This window comes from Nonomuraea maheshkhaliensis (genome assembly GCF_039529435.1).
GTDB classification, from domain to species: Bacteria; Actinomycetota; Actinomycetes; order Streptosporangiales; family Streptosporangiaceae; genus Nonomuraea; species Nonomuraea maheshkhaliensis.
In genome coordinates this window covers 35,834-51,506 of record NZ_BAAAMU010000009.1, presented here as the reverse complement: position 1 = coordinate 51,506, position 15,673 = coordinate 35,834, and the positions used below count along the sequence as shown (strand labels likewise).

At 69.2% G+C, this 15,673-nt stretch carries 8 protein-coding genes; all 8 read left to right on the top strand.

Annotation, left to right across the window (positions count from 1 at the left end):
- Positions 1–52: 52 nt before the first annotated feature.
- The 8 genes from ABFX54_RS08565 (at position 53) to ABFX54_RS08530 (ending at position 15,646) form a co-directional block, all read left to right on the top strand.
- Entirely contained in the window at positions 53–1,651 is a 1,599-nt protein-coding gene (locus ABFX54_RS08565) for an OmpL47-type beta-barrel domain-containing protein (RefSeq protein WP_346102953.1), read from the top strand.
- 195 nt (positions 1,652–1,846) lie between these two features.
- Complete coding sequence (gene dnaE / locus ABFX54_RS08560) at positions 1,847–5,398, top strand: DNA polymerase III subunit alpha (protein WP_346102951.1); 3,552 nt, start codon at positions 1,847–1,849, stop codon at positions 5,396–5,398.
- Positions 5,399–5,679: 281 nt separating this feature from the next.
- Complete coding sequence (locus tag ABFX54_RS08555; protein ID WP_346102949.1) at positions 5,680–7,155, top strand: FG-GAP-like repeat-containing protein; 1,476 nt, start codon at positions 5,680–5,682, stop codon at positions 7,153–7,155.
- A gap of 69 nt (positions 7,156–7,224) precedes the next feature.
- Positions 7,225–8,634 (top strand): FG-GAP repeat domain-containing protein, encoded by a 1,410-nt coding sequence (locus ABFX54_RS08550; RefSeq protein ID WP_346102947.1) that lies wholly within the window; start codon positions 7,225–7,227, stop codon positions 8,632–8,634.
- Between the two features lie 132 nt (positions 8,635–8,766).
- Positions 8,767–11,781 carry an AfsR/SARP family transcriptional regulator gene (locus tag ABFX54_RS08545; RefSeq protein WP_346102946.1) on the top strand — a complete coding sequence of 1,005 codons (3,015 nt, stop codon included), beginning with the start codon at positions 8,767–8,769 and terminating at the stop codon, positions 11,779–11,781.
- An 87-nt stretch (positions 11,782–11,868) separates the two neighbouring features.
- Positions 11,869–12,543 carry a M15 family metallopeptidase gene (locus tag ABFX54_RS08540; RefSeq protein WP_346102944.1) on the top strand — a complete coding sequence of 225 codons (675 nt, stop codon included), beginning with the start codon at positions 11,869–11,871 and terminating at the stop codon, positions 12,541–12,543.
- 147 nt (positions 12,544–12,690) lie between these two features.
- The gene (gene nhaC, locus ABFX54_RS08535; RefSeq protein WP_346102943.1) at positions 12,691–14,208 is read left to right on the top strand and encodes a Na+/H+ antiporter NhaC; all 1,518 of its coding nucleotides are present in this window, start codon (positions 12,691–12,693) and stop codon (positions 14,206–14,208) included.
- Positions 14,201–15,646, top strand: a complete 1,446-nt coding sequence (locus ABFX54_RS08530) for a basic amino acid/polyamine antiporter (protein ID WP_346102941.1) — start codon at positions 14,201–14,203, stop codon at positions 15,644–15,646. The genes nhaC and ABFX54_RS08530 overlap by 8 nt, the downstream gene beginning before the upstream one ends.
- Positions 15,647–15,673: the final 27 nt, after the last annotated feature.

Sequence of the window (15,673 nt, the reverse complement as noted above, 5' to 3'; positions counted from 1 at the left end):
CGAATCTCTCCCCTCTCTCGTGATCAGGGCCTTACGTCGAGCGTCCGGAGCGGTGACGGCGCCGCGCCTGGCCGTGGTGCTGCTCGCCGTGGCGCTGCCCGCTCTCTTCCTGTCCTCGGTCCAGGCCGCCACGCAGCCCCGCACGTCTGGTACGCAGGCCACCGCCGCACAGGTCGCCGGCGCGCGGGCCGCGGACCAGGTGCTCACCTGGACCGCCGACGACAGCATGACCGCGTACAAGTCGGTGCCGGAGTCGGCGACGGCGGGCCCCGCCACCATCGTCTTCGAGAACAGCACGGCCACCGGCAACACCAGCGGCATGACGCACACGCTGACGTTCGACACCTCCACCCCCGGCTACAACCACGACGTCACCCTCAACATCATCGCCAGCCCCTTCGACGCCGACGGCGGCCGGCACACCGCCCAGGTCAACCTCACCCCCGGCAAGTACCGCTTCTCCTGCGTGATCCCCGGCCACGGCCAGATGGTCGGCGAACTCGTCGTCACCGAAGGCGGGGAGGAGGACACGACCGCGCCGCAGGTCTCCGCGCAGGTGGCGGGCGACCAGGACGAGAACGGCGCCTACGTGGGCGCGGCGACGGTCACGATCTCGGCGAGCGACACCGAGTCCGGGGTGGACACGGTCGAGTACGCGCTCGACGGCGGGCAGTTCGCGCCCTACACGGCCCCGGTGTCGGTCAACCAGCCCGGCGCGCACACGGTGACCTTCCGGGCCACCGACAAGGCGGGCAACACCTCGCCGGTGGGCTCGGTGGCGTTCACGGTGGTGGCGCCGCAGGAGGAGGACACCACGCCGCCCGAGGTCACCGGCCAGGTGACCGGCGACAGGAACGCGGAGGGCGAGTACGTGGGCGCGGCCACGGTCACGCTCACGGCGACCGACGCCGGCTCCGGCGTGGACACCGTGGAGTACTCGCTCGACGGCCAGCCGTACGCGGTCTACACGGAGCCCCTCTCGGTCGACCAGCCCGGCGCGCACACGCTGTCGTACCGGGCCACCGACAAGGCCGGCAACACCTCGCCGGTGGGCACGGCGACGTTCACGGTGGCGCCCACGCAAGGAGGGGACACCACCCCGCCGCAGGTCTCGGCGGTGCTGTCGGGCCAGCAGGACTCGGCGGGCAACTACGTCGGCTCGGCGACCGTGATGCTCTCGGTGAACGACACCGAGTCGGGGGTCGACACCCTGGAGTACTCGCTCGACGGCGGGCCCTACACCGAGTATCCGTCCCCGGTGTCCGTCACCCAGGCGGGCGCGCACACCTTCTCATACCGGGCCACCGACAAGGCGGGCAACACCTCGCCGGTGGCGACGCTGAGGTTCACCGTGGTGCGTCCTGAGGACGACACCACGCTGCCGCAGGTGTCGGCCGCGCTCACGGGCAACATGGACTGGGCGTGGAACTACGTCGGCTCGGCCACGGTCAAGCTGACGGCGAGCGACGTCGGCTCGGGGCTGGACACGGTGGAGTACTCACTCGACGGCCAGCCGTTCGCGGCGTACACGAAGCCGCTGACGGTGGACCAGCCGGGCGAGCACACGCTGGCGTACCGGGCCACCGACAAGGCGGGGAACATGGCGGTAGGCACGGCCACCTTCATGATCGTGGAACCCGGCGGCGAGTAACGCTCGCCGCCCCGAGATGACGCAGGGCGGCCATCGCCCGGCCAGACGGCGCAGGTCACTGCGGCCGGGCCCGGACGGCGATGGCCGCCCTGAATTTCGCAAGCATGCCGCCGGGCGGCGCAACGCCCCAACTGCCCCACTAGACGGAATAGGCTCGTGCGGTAAGTCTGCCGGGGCGAGCGTTAAGGGGACCGGGTGAGCAAGTCGTTCGTGCATCTGCACGTGCACACCGAGTACAGCATGCTGGACGGTGCGGCCAAGCTGAAGCCGCTGTTCAAGGAGGCCGAGCGGCTGGAGATGCCGGCGATCGCGATGAGCGATCACGGCAACATGTTCGGTGCGTACGAGTTCCAGAAGGTCGCGGCGGGTTCCCCGGTCAAGCCGATCATCGGGATCGAGGCGTACGTGGCGCCGCACAGCCGGTTCGTGAAGAAGCCGGTGTTCTGGGGGCAGCGCGCGGAGACCGGGGTGGCGGACGGCGAGGGTGGCAAGGACGTCTCCGGTGGCGGCCGGTTCACCCATATGACGATGTGGGCCAAGGATGCCGACGGGCTGCGCAACCTGTTCCGGCTGTCGTCGCTGGCCTCGTTCGAGGGTTACTACTCCAAGCCCCGCATGGACCAGGACCTGGTCTCGCAGCACGCGTCCGGGATCATCGCGACGACCGGGTGCCCGTCCGGCGCGGTGCAGACCAGGATCCGGCTCGGCCAGTACGACGAGGCCGTCAAGGTGGCCGGCGAATACCAGGAGATCTTCGGCAAGGAGAACTACTTCCTGGAGCTGATGGACCACGGCATCGACATCGAGCGTGACGTACGCGAGGACCTGCTCCGGCTGGCCAAGCAGCTCGACATCCCGCTGCTCGCCACCAACGACTCCCACTACGTGACCGAGGACCAGGCCGACGCGCACGACAGCCTCCTGTGCGTCGGCGTGGGCAAGAACAAGGACGACCCCAACCGGTTCCGGTTCAACGGGTCCGGCTACTACCTCAAGTCCGCCGACGACATGTACCGCCTGTTCCCCGAGCTGCCGCAGGCGTGCGACAACACGCTGCTCGTGGCCGAGATGATCGGCGACTACGGCGACGTGTTCAAGCAGGTGGACCGGATGCCGGACTACCCGGACGTGCCCGAGGGGGAGACGCAGGAGTCCTGGCTGCGCAAGGAGTGCGAGGCCGGACTGGCGATGCGGTACGGCACCCCGATCCCCGCCGAGGTGATGGAGCGCTACGAGACCGAGATGAAGGTCATCGGCCCGATGGGGTTCTCCTCCTACTTCCTCGTGGTCGCCGACATCTGCAAGTACGCCCGCGACAACGGCATCCCGGTCGGCCCTGGACGAGGGTCGGCGACCGGCAGCATCGTGGCGTACGCCACCCGCATCACCGAGCTGGACCCGCTGGAGCACGGCCTGCTGTTCGAGCGGTTCCTCAACCCCGAGCGGATCAACCCGCCCGACGTCGACCTCGACTTCGACGACCGCCAGCGCGACCGCATGGTGGCCTACGTCACCGAGAAGTACGGCAGCGCGTTCACCGCGCAGGTGAACACGTTCGGCACCATCAAGGCCAAGGCCGCCGTCAAGGACGCCAGCCGGATCCTCGGCTACCCGTTCGCGATGGGCGACAAGATCACCAAGGCGATGCCGCCGGACGTCATGGGCAAGGGCGTCCCGCTCGCGGACATGTTCAACGAGGACCACCCGCGCTACAACGAGGGCACCGAGCTGCGCGCCCTGTACGAGAACGACCCCGACGTGCGCAAGGTCATCGACACCGGTCGCGGCATCGAGGGGCTGATCCGCGGCACCGGCGTGCACGCCGCCGCCGTCATCCTGTCCTCCACCCCGCTGCTCGACCTGATCCCCATGCACAAGCGGGACAAGGACGGCGTCGTCATCACCGGGTTCGACTACCCGTCGTGTGAGGACATGGGCCTGGTCAAGATGGACTTCCTGGGCCTGCGCAACCTGGGCATCATCGACCACGCCATCAAGATCATCAAGCAGAACCGGGGCGTCGAGCTCGACACCCTGACGATGGCGCTCGACGACGTCAAGACGTACCAGCTGCTGGCCCGCGGCGATACGCTCGGCGTGTTCCAGCTCGACGGCGGCCCCATGCGCTCGCTGCTGAAGCTGATGGAGCCGACCCGGTTCGAGGACATCGCCGCCGTGCTCGCCCTCTACCGGCCCGGCCCGATGGCGGCCAACGCGCACACCAACTACGCCCACCGCAAGAACGGCCGCCAGGACATCGAGCCGATCCATCCGGAGCTGAAGGAGGCGCTGGAGCCGATCCTCGGGCCGACCTTCCACCTGCTCGTCTACCAGGAGCAGATCATGGCGGTCGCCCGTGAGCTGGCCGGCTACTCGCTCGGCGGCGCCGACCTGCTGCGCCGCGCCATGGGCAAGAAGAAGCCCGAGATCCTGGCCAAGGAGTTCGCCAACTTCCAGGCCGGCATGCGCGGCAACGGCTACAGCGACGAGGCCATCCAGGCGCTGTGGGACGTCATGCTGCCCTTCTCCGGGTACGCGTTCAACAAGTCCCACACCGCCGGCTACGGACTCGTCGCCTACTGGACCGCCTACCTGAAGGCCAACTACCCGGCCGAGTACATGGCCGCCCTGCTCACCTCCGTGGGTGACGACAAGGACAAGGCGGCCGTCTACCTGGCCGAGTGCCGCAAGATGGGCATCCAGGTGCTCCCGCCGGACGTCAACGACTCCCAGCTCGACTTCGTCGCGGTCGGCGACACGCAGGTGCGGTTCGGGATGGGCGCGGTCCGCAACGTCGGTGAGAACGTCGTGGACGGCATCGTGAAGGCCCGCACGGAGAAGGGCCGCTTCACCGACTTCAACGACTTCCTCGCCAAGGTGCCGCTCACGGCCTGCAACAAGCGCGTCATCGAGTCGCTGATCAAGGCGGGCGCGTACGACTCCATGTCCCACCCGCGCAAGGGCGTGCTCATGATCCACGAGCAGGCCGTCGAGTCCGTCATCGACATCAAGAAGAACGAGGCCCACGGCCAGGACTCGCTGTTCGGCGGGATGGACGACGCCGGCGACGACGCGGCGTTCACGATCGCCATCCCCGACATGGAGTGGGACAAGAAGACGAAGCTCGACTTCGAGCGGGAGATGCTCGGCCTGTACGTGTCGGACCACCCGCTGGCCGGCACCGAACGGCTGCTCGCCCGCAACCGGGACACCACGATCGTCGACCTGCTCGACTCCGGGCGCGACGACCGCGGCGATGTGCGCGTGGCCGGACTGGTCACGAAGGTGGACCGGCGGGTGAACAAGGCGGGCAACACGTGGGCCATCCTCACGGTGGAGGACATGGACGCCGCCGTCGAATGCCTGTTCTTCCCCCGCGCCTACGAGCTGTACGGGCCGGAGCTGCGGCCGGACATCGTGGTGTCGGTCGGCGGCCAGATCAACAACCGCGACGGCGCCATCAGCATCTTCGCGAACGAGATGACCATCATCGACGTGTCCGGCGTCAGCGAGTCCGGCGCTCCGATCACCCTGCTGCTGCGCGAGGAACGCATCACGCCGACCCTGCTGGACGAGCTGCGGCAGGTGCTGAAGATGCACCAGGGCCAGGTACCGCTGCAGGTCAACCTGCGCCGGCCGGCCGGCAAGGTCATGGTGATGGCGCTGCCGGAATGGCCGGTCAACGCCGAGCCGAGCTTCGCCGCCGACATCAAGGCGCTGCTCGGGCCGGAGGCGCTGTCCCTGTGAACCGGCGGATGGGAGAAGGTCGCCCACGCCGCTGGAAAATCGCTGTAACCGGCGTCCAATGAGGCGTTGAGGTGGAAGGGCCGCCGCCCTGCGCGGCAGCACCGGAAGGGCCGCCGCCCTCCGTGGCAGCACCGGCGCCGCCCGTGGCGCCGGTGCTGACGGCCGAACGGCCGGTGGGAACGGTGCGTGACAGGGCGGCGGTCTCCACGGGCCGGGTGCGGGAAAAGACGTTCAAGCGCGTTTGAACCGGGTTTGCAGAAGCCCGGCGCAGGCTTCGCAGCATGAAACAGCACACCGCGTTCTTATCCCGCGCCCTCCGTTCGATGCTGGCGGTTCCCATCGTCGCCCTGGGCGTGGTCGCGCTCTCCGCGACGCAGGCGTCGGCGGTCTCCCGCCCGGCCATCGTCGCCGCGGCCCAGGACCAGCTCGGCAACTCGTCGCGCAATCACGAATCGCCGATGGGCAGCGGCTGCAACTACTACACCGGCTATTTCCGTACGTGGAAGCCCGCCGGCGGCTGCCCGTCGAGTGACGGCGTCCAGTGGCGCGACAGCGACTGGTGCGCCGACTTCGCCAAATACGTCTGGCAGCGGGCTCGCGTTCCGCACGCCAATGTGCCCGAGACCGGCGGCGGCATACTCACGGGATGGGCGTCGTCGTTCAAGGACTACGGCGTCAAGTACGGAACGTGGCACACCCGCGGCAGCGGCTACACCCCCCAGCCCGGTGACTCCATCGTCTTCGACTGGGACCAGAGCGGCGACATCGACCACGTCGGCATCGTGAGCTCGGCGAACGGGAGCACGGTCTACACGATCGAGGGCAACAGCGGCGACCGGATCAAGGCCAACTCCTACAGCCGCTCCAACATCGACATCGTCGGCTACAGCGCTCCCGTCGGAGGGACCGCCGAGGAGCCGAGGGACGGCAACAGCGTGACGGGCGACCCGTACGCCGACCTGCTCACCGTGGACACCGCCGGCAAGCTGATGCTCTACAGCAACAACTTCGTCCGGGATAACGGTCAGCCGTATACCGGTAGTGAGCCTCGCGAGGTCGGCCACGGGTGGGGCGGCTTCGCCAGGACCATTCCCGCCGATGTCACCGGCGACGGGTACACGGATCTGCTGGCGGTGAATTCCGCCGGGAAGCTGATGCTCTACAGCAACAACATCGTTCGCGACAATGGCCAGCCGTACACGGGCAGCGAGCCTCGGGAAGTCGGCCATGGCTGGGGCGGTTTCTCGAACGTCATTCCCGCCGACGTCACCGGCGACGGGTTCACGGATCTGCTCACCGTGGACACCGCCGGGAAGCTGATGCTCTACAGCAACAACATCGTCCGCGACAATGGCCAGCCGTTCACCGGCAGCGAGCCTCGCGAGGTCGGCCATGGCTGGGGCGGTTTCTCGAAGGTCATTCCTGCCGATGTCACCGGGGATGGCTTCACGGATCTGCTGGCGCTGGATTCGGCCGGGAAGCTGATGCTGTACAGCAACAACTTCGTCCGCGACGACGGCCAGCCGTTCACCGGTAGCGAGCCTCGGGAAGTCGGTCACGGGTGGGGCGGCTTCTCGAAGGTCGTCCCCGCTGACGTCACCGGGGACGGTTTCACGGACCTGCTCGCGGTGAATTCGGCCGGGAAGCTGATGCTGTACAGCAACAACTTCGTCCGCGACAACGGCCAGCCGTTCACCGGCAGCGAGCCTCGCGAGGTCGGCCACGGCTGGGGCGGCTTCGCCCAGATCCTGGCCTGACCGCGTCCCCGCCCGTGCCGGCCCAGGCGGCCGGCACGGGGCCCCTCCTCATCACTCGTGGAGCAACCCATGCGACCTGCCCTCATCCGATCCCTTCTTCTCTCCCTGTGTCTCTCGGTGCCCGTCGCCCTGATGACTTCGGCTCCCGCGCAGGCCGCGGACACCGTGCCCTGCGACAGGAACGGAACCACTTCGGCCGACGCCAGCATGGCGACCCGGTTGAACAGAGAATTACCCGGTGACCTGCGCGGCTCGATGACGGCTTACCGGGTGTCCTGCGCCCGCGTCATCATCGCCACCGTGAAGAGCAGGGGCCTGCCGGTCCGGGCCGCGCAGATCGCCATCACCACCACCATCGTCGAATCGGGCATCCGCAACCTGACCTACGGCGCCGACGACAGCGTCGGGCTTTTCCAGCAGCGTCCCTCGCAGGGCTGGGGAACGGTCGACCAGATCCTGAATCCGGTCTACGCGACGAACAAATTCCTCAGCAAGATGCTCCGGTTCGACTGGCGCAACGATCCCATCGGCAAGGTCTGCCAGCAGGTGCAGGTCTCCGCCTATCCCAACAGATACACGGAAGAGACGCCGGACGGCGTGGCCATCGCGAACGCGGTGTGGTCGATGTCGGAGCCCGTGGAGCTGCCCGGCAACAGTGTGACGGGTGACCCGTACGCCGACCTGCTCACCGTGGACCCGGCCGGGAAGCTGATGCTCTACAGCAACAACTTCGTCCGGGACAATGGTCAGCCGTACACGGGGAGTGAGCCCCGGGAGGTCGGTCACGGGTGGGGTGGTTTCGCCAGGACCATTCCCGCGGATGTCACTGGAGACGGTTTCACGGATGTGCTCGTGGTTGATTCCGCCGGCAAGTTGATGCTCTACAGCAACAACATCGTCCGCGACAACGGCCAGCCGTACACGGGGAGTGAGCCTCGGGAAGTGGGTCACGGCTGGGGCGGTTTCTCGAACGTCGTTCCCGCCGATGTCACCGGCGACGGGTTCACGGATCTGCTGGCGGTGAATTCGGCCGGGAAGTTGATGCTGTACAGCAACAACTTCGTCCGCGACAACGGCCGGCCGTTCACCGGCAGTGAGCCTCGGGAGGTCGGTCACGGGTGGGGTGGTTTCGCCAAAATCATTCCTGCGGATGTGACCGGGGATGGGTTCACGGATCTGCTGGCGCTGGATTCCGCCGGGAAGCTGATGCTCTACAGCAACAACTTCGTCCGGGATAACGGCCGGCCGTATACGGGCAGTGAGCCTCGTGAGGTCGGTCACGGGTGGGGCGGTTTCTCGAAGGTCGTTCCCGCCGATGTCACCGGCGACGGGTTCACGGATCTGCTGGCGGTGAATTCGGCCGGGAAGTTGATGCTGTACAGCAACAACTTCGTCCGCGACGACGGCCAGCCGTATACGGGCAGTGAGCCTCGCGAGGTCGGCCACGGCTGGGGCGGCTTCGCGCAGATCATGGCCTGACCGTAAAGAAGGACGCGAGGACCCGGCACAGTCCGGGTCCTTCGCGCTGTCCGGCGGCGCCTCTGGAAAGCCTCACCGCCGTGCCCATAGTGTTTGGTTCAAGGTCCGCCGAACCCTGTGGGGGGGAAACCGATGGAGTTGCGGCTCCTGGGTCCGGTCGAGGTGTGGCACAACGGGCGGCAGGTCGCTCTCGGGGGCCCCAAGCCGCGTGCCCTGCTCGCCACCCTCCTCCTCGACGCCGGCCGGGCGGTCGGCGTCGAGCGGCTGATGGAGGCGATCTGGCAGCAGAACCCGCCGCCGACCGCCCGTGGCGTGCTGCAGACCTATGTCGCCTCGCTGCGCCGGGCCTTCGACGGCGCGGGCCTGCCGGAGATCATCGCCTCGCATCGCGTGGGCTACCTGGCGAAGATCCCACCCGACGCCCTGGACAAGGACGTCTTCGAGCGGCTCGTGGAGCGGGGACGGCAGGCGGCGCGCACGGGAGGCCACCAGGAGGCGGTCGGCCTCTTCCGTACGGCGCTGGCCCTGTGGCGGGGCCCGGCCCTGGGCGGGACCGGTGACACCGGCCTGCGCCCGGACGCCATCAGGCTGGAGGAACTGCGGCTCGCGGTGCTCGAAGAGCGGATCGCGGCCGACCTGGCGGCCGGCGGGGTCGAGGGGCTGATCGACGAGCTCACCCGGCTGGTCGCGGTCCATCCCATCCGGGAGCGGCTGCGCCGGGACCTCATGGTGGCGCTCTACCGGGCCGGCCGGCAGGCGGACGCGCTCACGATCTACCAGCAGGGCCGGCGGGCGCTGATCGAGGAGCTGGGCATCGAGCCGGGGCCTGACCTGCGGCGTACGTACGAGGCGATCCTGCACTCCGATCCCGCGCTGCTGGGCGCGGCCAGAACCGTCGCGCCCCGGCAACTGCCCTCCGCGCCCCCCGACTTCACCGCGCGCGAGGAGGAGCTGGCCGCCTTACGCGACCGGCTCACCAGGCCGAACACCACGCCGGTCTGCGTGATCTGCGGGCAGGGCGGCATCGGCAAGTCCGCCCTGGCGCTGCGTGCCGGACACGAGCTCGCGCGCTTCTACCCCGACGGCCAGCTCCACGTGCAACTACGCGGTACGACGCACACCCCGGCCAACCCGGCGGAGATCCTGGGCCGCCTGCTGCGCGAGCTCCAGCCGCCCGGCACGCAGCTCCCCTCCACCCTGGAAGAACGCGTCAACCACTACCGGACCCTGCTGGCCGGCCGGCGCAAGCTGATCGTGCTGGACGACGCCGGCTCCGAGGCGCAGGTACGGCCCCTGCTGCCCAGCGGTCCCGGCTGCGGCGTGATCATCACCTCCCGCAACCGCCTGGCGGGACTGGACGGCGCCACCCTCATCGACCTGGGCGTCCTGCCTCCCGAGGACAGCGTCGAGCTGCTGGCCCAGATCGCCGGCCAGGAGCGGATCACCGTCGACCTCGACGCGGCCAGGCACATCGTCGTGCGCTGCGGTGGCCTGCCCCTCGCCCTGCGCATCGCCGGCGCCCGGCTGGCCTCACGACGTCAGTGGTCGGCGCGGCGCCTGGCCGACCGGCTGGAAGACGAACAGCACCGGCTCGACGAACTGGCCGCCGGGGACCAGGAAGTGCGGGCCAGCATCGCGCTCAGCTACGCCATGCTGCCCGACGCGGAGAAGACGGCCCTGCGCCGCCTCGGGCTGCTCGGCCTGCCCGGCTTCCCGCTCTGGGTCGCCGCGACGGCGCTGAAGACCGGCCCGCGCCAGGCCGAGCAGCTGCTGGAGCATCTCGTGGACGCCTCACTCCTGGAGGAGGCGGACGTTGACGCGGCCGGCCAGGCCCGCTATCGGCTGCACGACCTGATCCGGCTCTTCGCCACCGAACGCGCGCACGCGGAGGAGCCGGCGGAGGAGCTGACGGCCACGGTCAGCAGGGTCCTGGGCGGCTGGTTGTGGCTGATCGAGCGGCTGAGCCAGGCCGCCCCCACCGGGGCTATCCCCATGCGCGCCGCGCCCGGCCTGGCCCGTCCGGTGGACGACGAGGCCACCAGGCCGGCGCTGGCCGATCCGCACGCCTGGTTCCGCAGCGAGGAGGAGGCCCTGATCGCCAGCGTGGAGCTGGCGGCGGCCATGGAACTGGACGAACTGGCCATCCAGCTCGCCTGCGCCGTCTCGGCGGCGGCGTTCGAAGGCAGCCAGTACATCTTCGACGACCCGTTCGCGGCCTGGCGCCGGATGAACGACGCGGCGCTCTCGGTCGCCCGGCGGATGGACAACGTCCCGGGCGAGGCGGCCCTGCTGGCCGGTCTGGGCCACCTCTACTACGCGCGCGACTCCTTCGCCGAATCCCGCCAGTATCTCGGTCAGGCGCTGTCGCTGTTCCGTACGGCCAAGGACGTCCGGGGTGAGGCGACCACCCTCGCCGGGCTCGGCGAGGCCTGCCGCGAGCAGGGATATCTCGCCGAGTCGCTGCACTTCCTCGGCCAGGCAGGGACGCTCCTGCACGACCTCGCCGACACGGCGGCCCTGGCCCATGTCAAACGGCTGTCGGGCACGGTACGCCTGGAACGCGGGGACTATCCTGCGGCCTGGGCGGATCTGACCGCCTCGCTGGAGCTCTACCAGCAGGTGGGCAATCGCCGCGGCGCCGGGCTGACCCTGCGCAGCATCTCCCTGTACCACCGGGCCAGGGGCGAGCACGACAAGGCCGCTGAGCTGTGCGAGCAGGCGCTGGAGATCTTCCGCCCGCTCGGCGACCGGCTGATGGTGGCCTACTGCACCCGTTCGCTGGCCAAGGCGTGGCTCCGGCTCGGCAAGCACGACCAGGCGCGGCAACCGCTGGAAGACGTGCTCGCCACCATGCGCGCCCTGCAGGACCGCTGGGGCGAGGCCTGCACCCTGCGCACGCTCGGCGAGCTCGACCTGGCCGAGGGGCGGCTGTACGAGGCCAAGAGCCGGCTGGAGGAGTCACTGGGGCTGTGGGAGACGCTGCGGATCCGCCCCTTCAAGGCCCGTACCCAGCGTGACCTGGCGCTGGTGCACCGGGCGTTCGGCGACGACGTCACCGCCGAGGCCATCTGGTCGCAGGCGCTGGAGACGTTCCGATTACACGGCTGCCGTGAGTACGACGAGCTGCTGAAGGACAAGCCCTTCTGATCGTTTGCAGAGTTTTTGGAGCAGGCCGCCGCACCATGGCGTTGACGTCTCAGGTCAGAGCGTCCATGGCCGGCAACGGAGGGCTCCATGCGGGAGATCGTGTTCCTGTCCGATTCGCGGATCGCCGAGGTCCCCGTCAAGGAATGCGCGGAACCACTGGTGGATCTGCGTACCTTGGAGGCCGTCCGGGTGGATCCGCGCCTCGCCGACGAGGCGAGTGCGTACGCGCACGTCCGGCAGAGCGTGGCCGACCGCCTGGTCGTCGCGCAGACGAGGCTGCCGCGCGAACTGCGCTTCCTGATCATCGAGGGCTTCCGCCCCGCCGCCCTGCAGCGGCGCTACTTCGCCTCCGCCGTCACCCGCCAGCGGGCCGCGCATCCGGACTTGGACGACGCCAGCGCCCGGATCGAGGCGAGCAGGTACGTCTCCCCGCCCGAAGTCGCCCCCCACTCCACCGGCGGCGCGGTCGATCTGACCCTGCGCTCTTCCGGCGGCGTCGAGCTGGACATGGGCACGGCGGTCAACGCCACACCTCCGGAGAGCGACGAGAACTGCTACACCGACGCGCCCGACATTTCACCTGAGGCCAGGAACAACCGCCGCATCATGGGCGACGCCCTGATCTCCGCCGGCTTCGTCAACTACCCCACGGAGTGGTGGCACTGGTCCTTCGGCGAGCGCTACTGGGCCTTCATCACGCAGGCCCGCTACGCCCGCTACGGCATCGTCGAGGACCTGACGGCCGACATAGCACGAACTTGACCCGCCGCGAACCTTGCCGCCACGGCCGACGGGGTAGATCACCCCCCATGTCCCACGGTGTCCCCGTGGACACGATCGGTGAACGCACCACCCGGGTGAGACCGGACGGCGAGAGGCGAGGGCGGCGGGCACGCCGCCGACGAGGCGATGAGCGACAGCACAGAAGGCGATACGCGGCAGGACACGGGCAGGTCGGTGCGCCCGCCGTCGGCGGCCGATCTGGTGATCGTGCTGGGCGCGCTGGTGGTGCTGATCGGCGGGTCGCTGGCGCTGTTCGGCCTGGACGCGCTCAACGGGCCGATCCAGGTGGCGCTGGTGCTGTGCGCGATGGTCGCGATGCTGGTGGTGCTGAAGAACGGCAACCGCTGGGAGGAGGTCGAGGCCAGCGGGCAGCGCGCGCTGTCGTCGATCACCAGCGCGGTCTTCATCCTGCTGGCGGTGGGCGCGCTGATCGGCACGTGGAACATGTCAGGGACGATCCCGACGCTGGTGTACTACGGAATCCTGGTGCTGTCGCCGGGCTGGTACTACGCCGCCGCCGCGCTGCTCTGCGGCATCGTGGCGATGTCGATCGGCAGCTCGTGGACCACGGCCGCGACGATCGGCGTCGGGCTGGTGGGCATCGCGACCATGCTGGGAGTGTCGGCGCCGATCACCGCCGGCGCGGTGATCTCGGGCGCGTACCTGGGGGACAAACTGTCCCCGTTGTCGGAGACCACGGTGCTGACCGCGCAGATGGTCCGGGTCGACGTCTATGAGCACATCAAGCGGCAGGCCTGGACCTCGATCCCGGCGTTCCTGATCGGCTTCGTGCTGTTCCTGCTGATCGGCTGGATGTGGGGGCCGGCCGCGACCGACCTGGGCGACACCGGCAGCGAGCTGAACGCCCTGGGCGACATCTACTGGATCACGCCGCTGAACCTGCTGCCGCTGGTGTTGCTGGTCGTACTGTCGGCGCGCAAGGTGCCGCCGGCGCTGGCGCTGATGGCGGCGGCGGTCTTCGCCGGGATCATGGGGATCCTCACCCAGCCCGCGGTGATCCGCGCGTTCGTCGGCGAGCCCGGGCTGAATCCGGTCGTGGCCGGGATCAAGGCGATCTGGCGGGCGATGGCCAACGGTTACGAGAAGAGCTCCGGCCTGGCGGACGTGGACCGGCTGCTGTCACGCGGCGGGATGGACAGCATGCTGCCGACGCTGTGGCTGATCATCGGCGCGGTCACGTTCGGCACTCTGCTGGAGGAGTTCGGGCTGCTCAACCGGCTGATCGACCCGATGGTGCGGGCGGCCAAGGGCACCGGACGGCTGTTCGTGGCGGTGTTCGCCAGCGCGTTCGGGCTCAACATCATCGCCGGTGACCAGTACATCGCGCTGGTGCTGCCGTCGCGGGTCTACCGGGCCGAGTTCGCCAAGCGCGGCCTGGCGCCGACGAACCTGTCGCGGCTGACCGCCGACAGCGGCACGGTCACCTCACCGCTGGTGCCGTGGAACTCCTGCGGCGCGTTCATGGGCGCGGTGCTGGGCGTGCCGACGCTGGCCTACCTGCCGTTCTGCTTCTTCAACATCGCCAGTCCACTGCTCAGCGTCGTGTACGGGTTCACCGGCTTCAGGATCGAACACGGACCTCCGGAAGGCCGGCGCGAGGACGGGAGGCCGCACCGTGGATGAGACCGCGACGAAGACCGGCGCCACGCGCGCGGTGTCGCTGCCCGTCCTGACCGCGATGGTGGTCGGGTCCATGGTCGGCGCCGGCGTGTTCTCGCTGCCGCGCAACTTCGCCCAGGCGACCGGGGTGCTGGGCGCGGTCGTCGCCTGGGCGATCGCCGGGGTGGGCATGCTGATGCTGGCCTTCGTGTTCCAGACCCTGGCGGTGCGCAAGCCCGACCTCAACGCCGGCGTGTACGCCTATGCCAAGGAGGGCTTCGGCCAGTACCCCGGGTTCTTCTCCGCCTTCGGCTACTGGGCCAGCGCCTGCGTCGGCAACGTCACCTACTGGGTGCTGATCAAGTCCACCCTCGGCCTGGTGGTGCCGGCCTTCGGCGAAGGCGCGACGATCGCGGCGGTGGTGATCTCCACGGCCGGAGTGTGGGCCTTCCACTTCGTCATCCTGCGCGGCGTACGGGAGGCGGCCAAGATCAACCAGATCGTCACGGTCGCCAAGCTCATCCCGATCCTGCTGTTCGTCGTGATCGTGGCCGTCGCGCTGCGCGCGGACGTCTTCGGCGCGAACCTGTGGGGCGGCGCCGGGGACTCCGCGGGCACCCTGTTCGACCAGATCCGGGCGACGATGCTGGTCACCGTCTTCGTGTTCCTGGGCGTGGAGGGGGCCAGCGTCTACTCGCGCTACGCCCGCAAGCGCTCCGACGTCGGCCGGGCCACCGTGCTGGGCTTCCTGGCCGTGCTGGCGCTGTTCGCCTCGGTGAGCCTCCTGTCGTACGGCGTGCTGCCCAAGGGCGACCTGGCCGGGCTGCGTCAGCCCTCCATGGGCGGTGTGCTGGAGTCCGTGGTCGGCGCCTGGGGCGCGGGGCTCATCGGGGTCGGGCTGATCGTGTCGGTGCTGGGCGCGTACCTGGCCTGGACGCTGATGGCGGCCGAGGTGCTGTTCGTGGCCGCCAAGGACGACGACATGCCGGCCTTCCTCACCCGCGAGAACGACCGGAACACGCCGGTCGCGGCCCTGGTGATGACCAGCGCGCTCATCACCGCCGTGCTGTTCATCACCCTGTTCTCCGACGACGCCTTCACCTTCACCCTGGAGCTGACCAGCGCGTTGTCGTTGATCCCTTACCTGCTGGCGGCCGGGTACGCGCTGCGCCTGACGCTGAGCGGCGAGACGTACGACGCCGAGCCGGGCGGACGGGGCAAGGACCTGGCGGTCGCGGCGCTGGCCACCTTCTACACCGCCTTCCTCATCGTCGCGGCCGGGCTGAAGTTCCTGCTGCTGTCGTGCATCGTCTACGCCCCCGGCACCATCCTGTTCGTCCTCACCCGCAGGGAACGCGGCCTGCGTCCCTTCTCCCGTCCCGAACTGCTCCTGTTCGCCGTCGTCACCGCCGGAGCCGTGCTCGGCATCGCCGGCCTGGTCACCGGCCGCATCACGATCTAGACCCGCCCGCAGCACAGCAAGGAAGGA

What these genes read in the sequence shown, in the direction of transcription:
- ABFX54_RS08545 (WP_346102946.1), top strand. Translation starts at nt 8,767, where the DNA reads ATGGAGTTGCGGCTCCTGGGTCCGGTCGAGGTGTGGCACAACGGGCGG.
- ABFX54_RS08550 (WP_346102947.1), top strand. Translation starts at nt 7,225, where the DNA reads ATGCGACCTGCCCTCATCCGATCCCTTCTTCTCTCCCTGTGTCTCTCG.
- ABFX54_RS08555 (WP_346102949.1), top strand. Translation starts at nt 5,680, where the DNA reads ATGAAACAGCACACCGCGTTCTTATCCCGCGCCCTCCGTTCGATGCTG.
- nhaC (WP_346102943.1), top strand. Translation starts at nt 12,691, where the DNA reads ATGAGCGACAGCACAGAAGGCGATACGCGGCAGGACACGGGCAGGTCG.
- ABFX54_RS08540 (WP_346102944.1), top strand. Translation starts at nt 11,869, where the DNA reads ATGCGGGAGATCGTGTTCCTGTCCGATTCGCGGATCGCCGAGGTCCCC.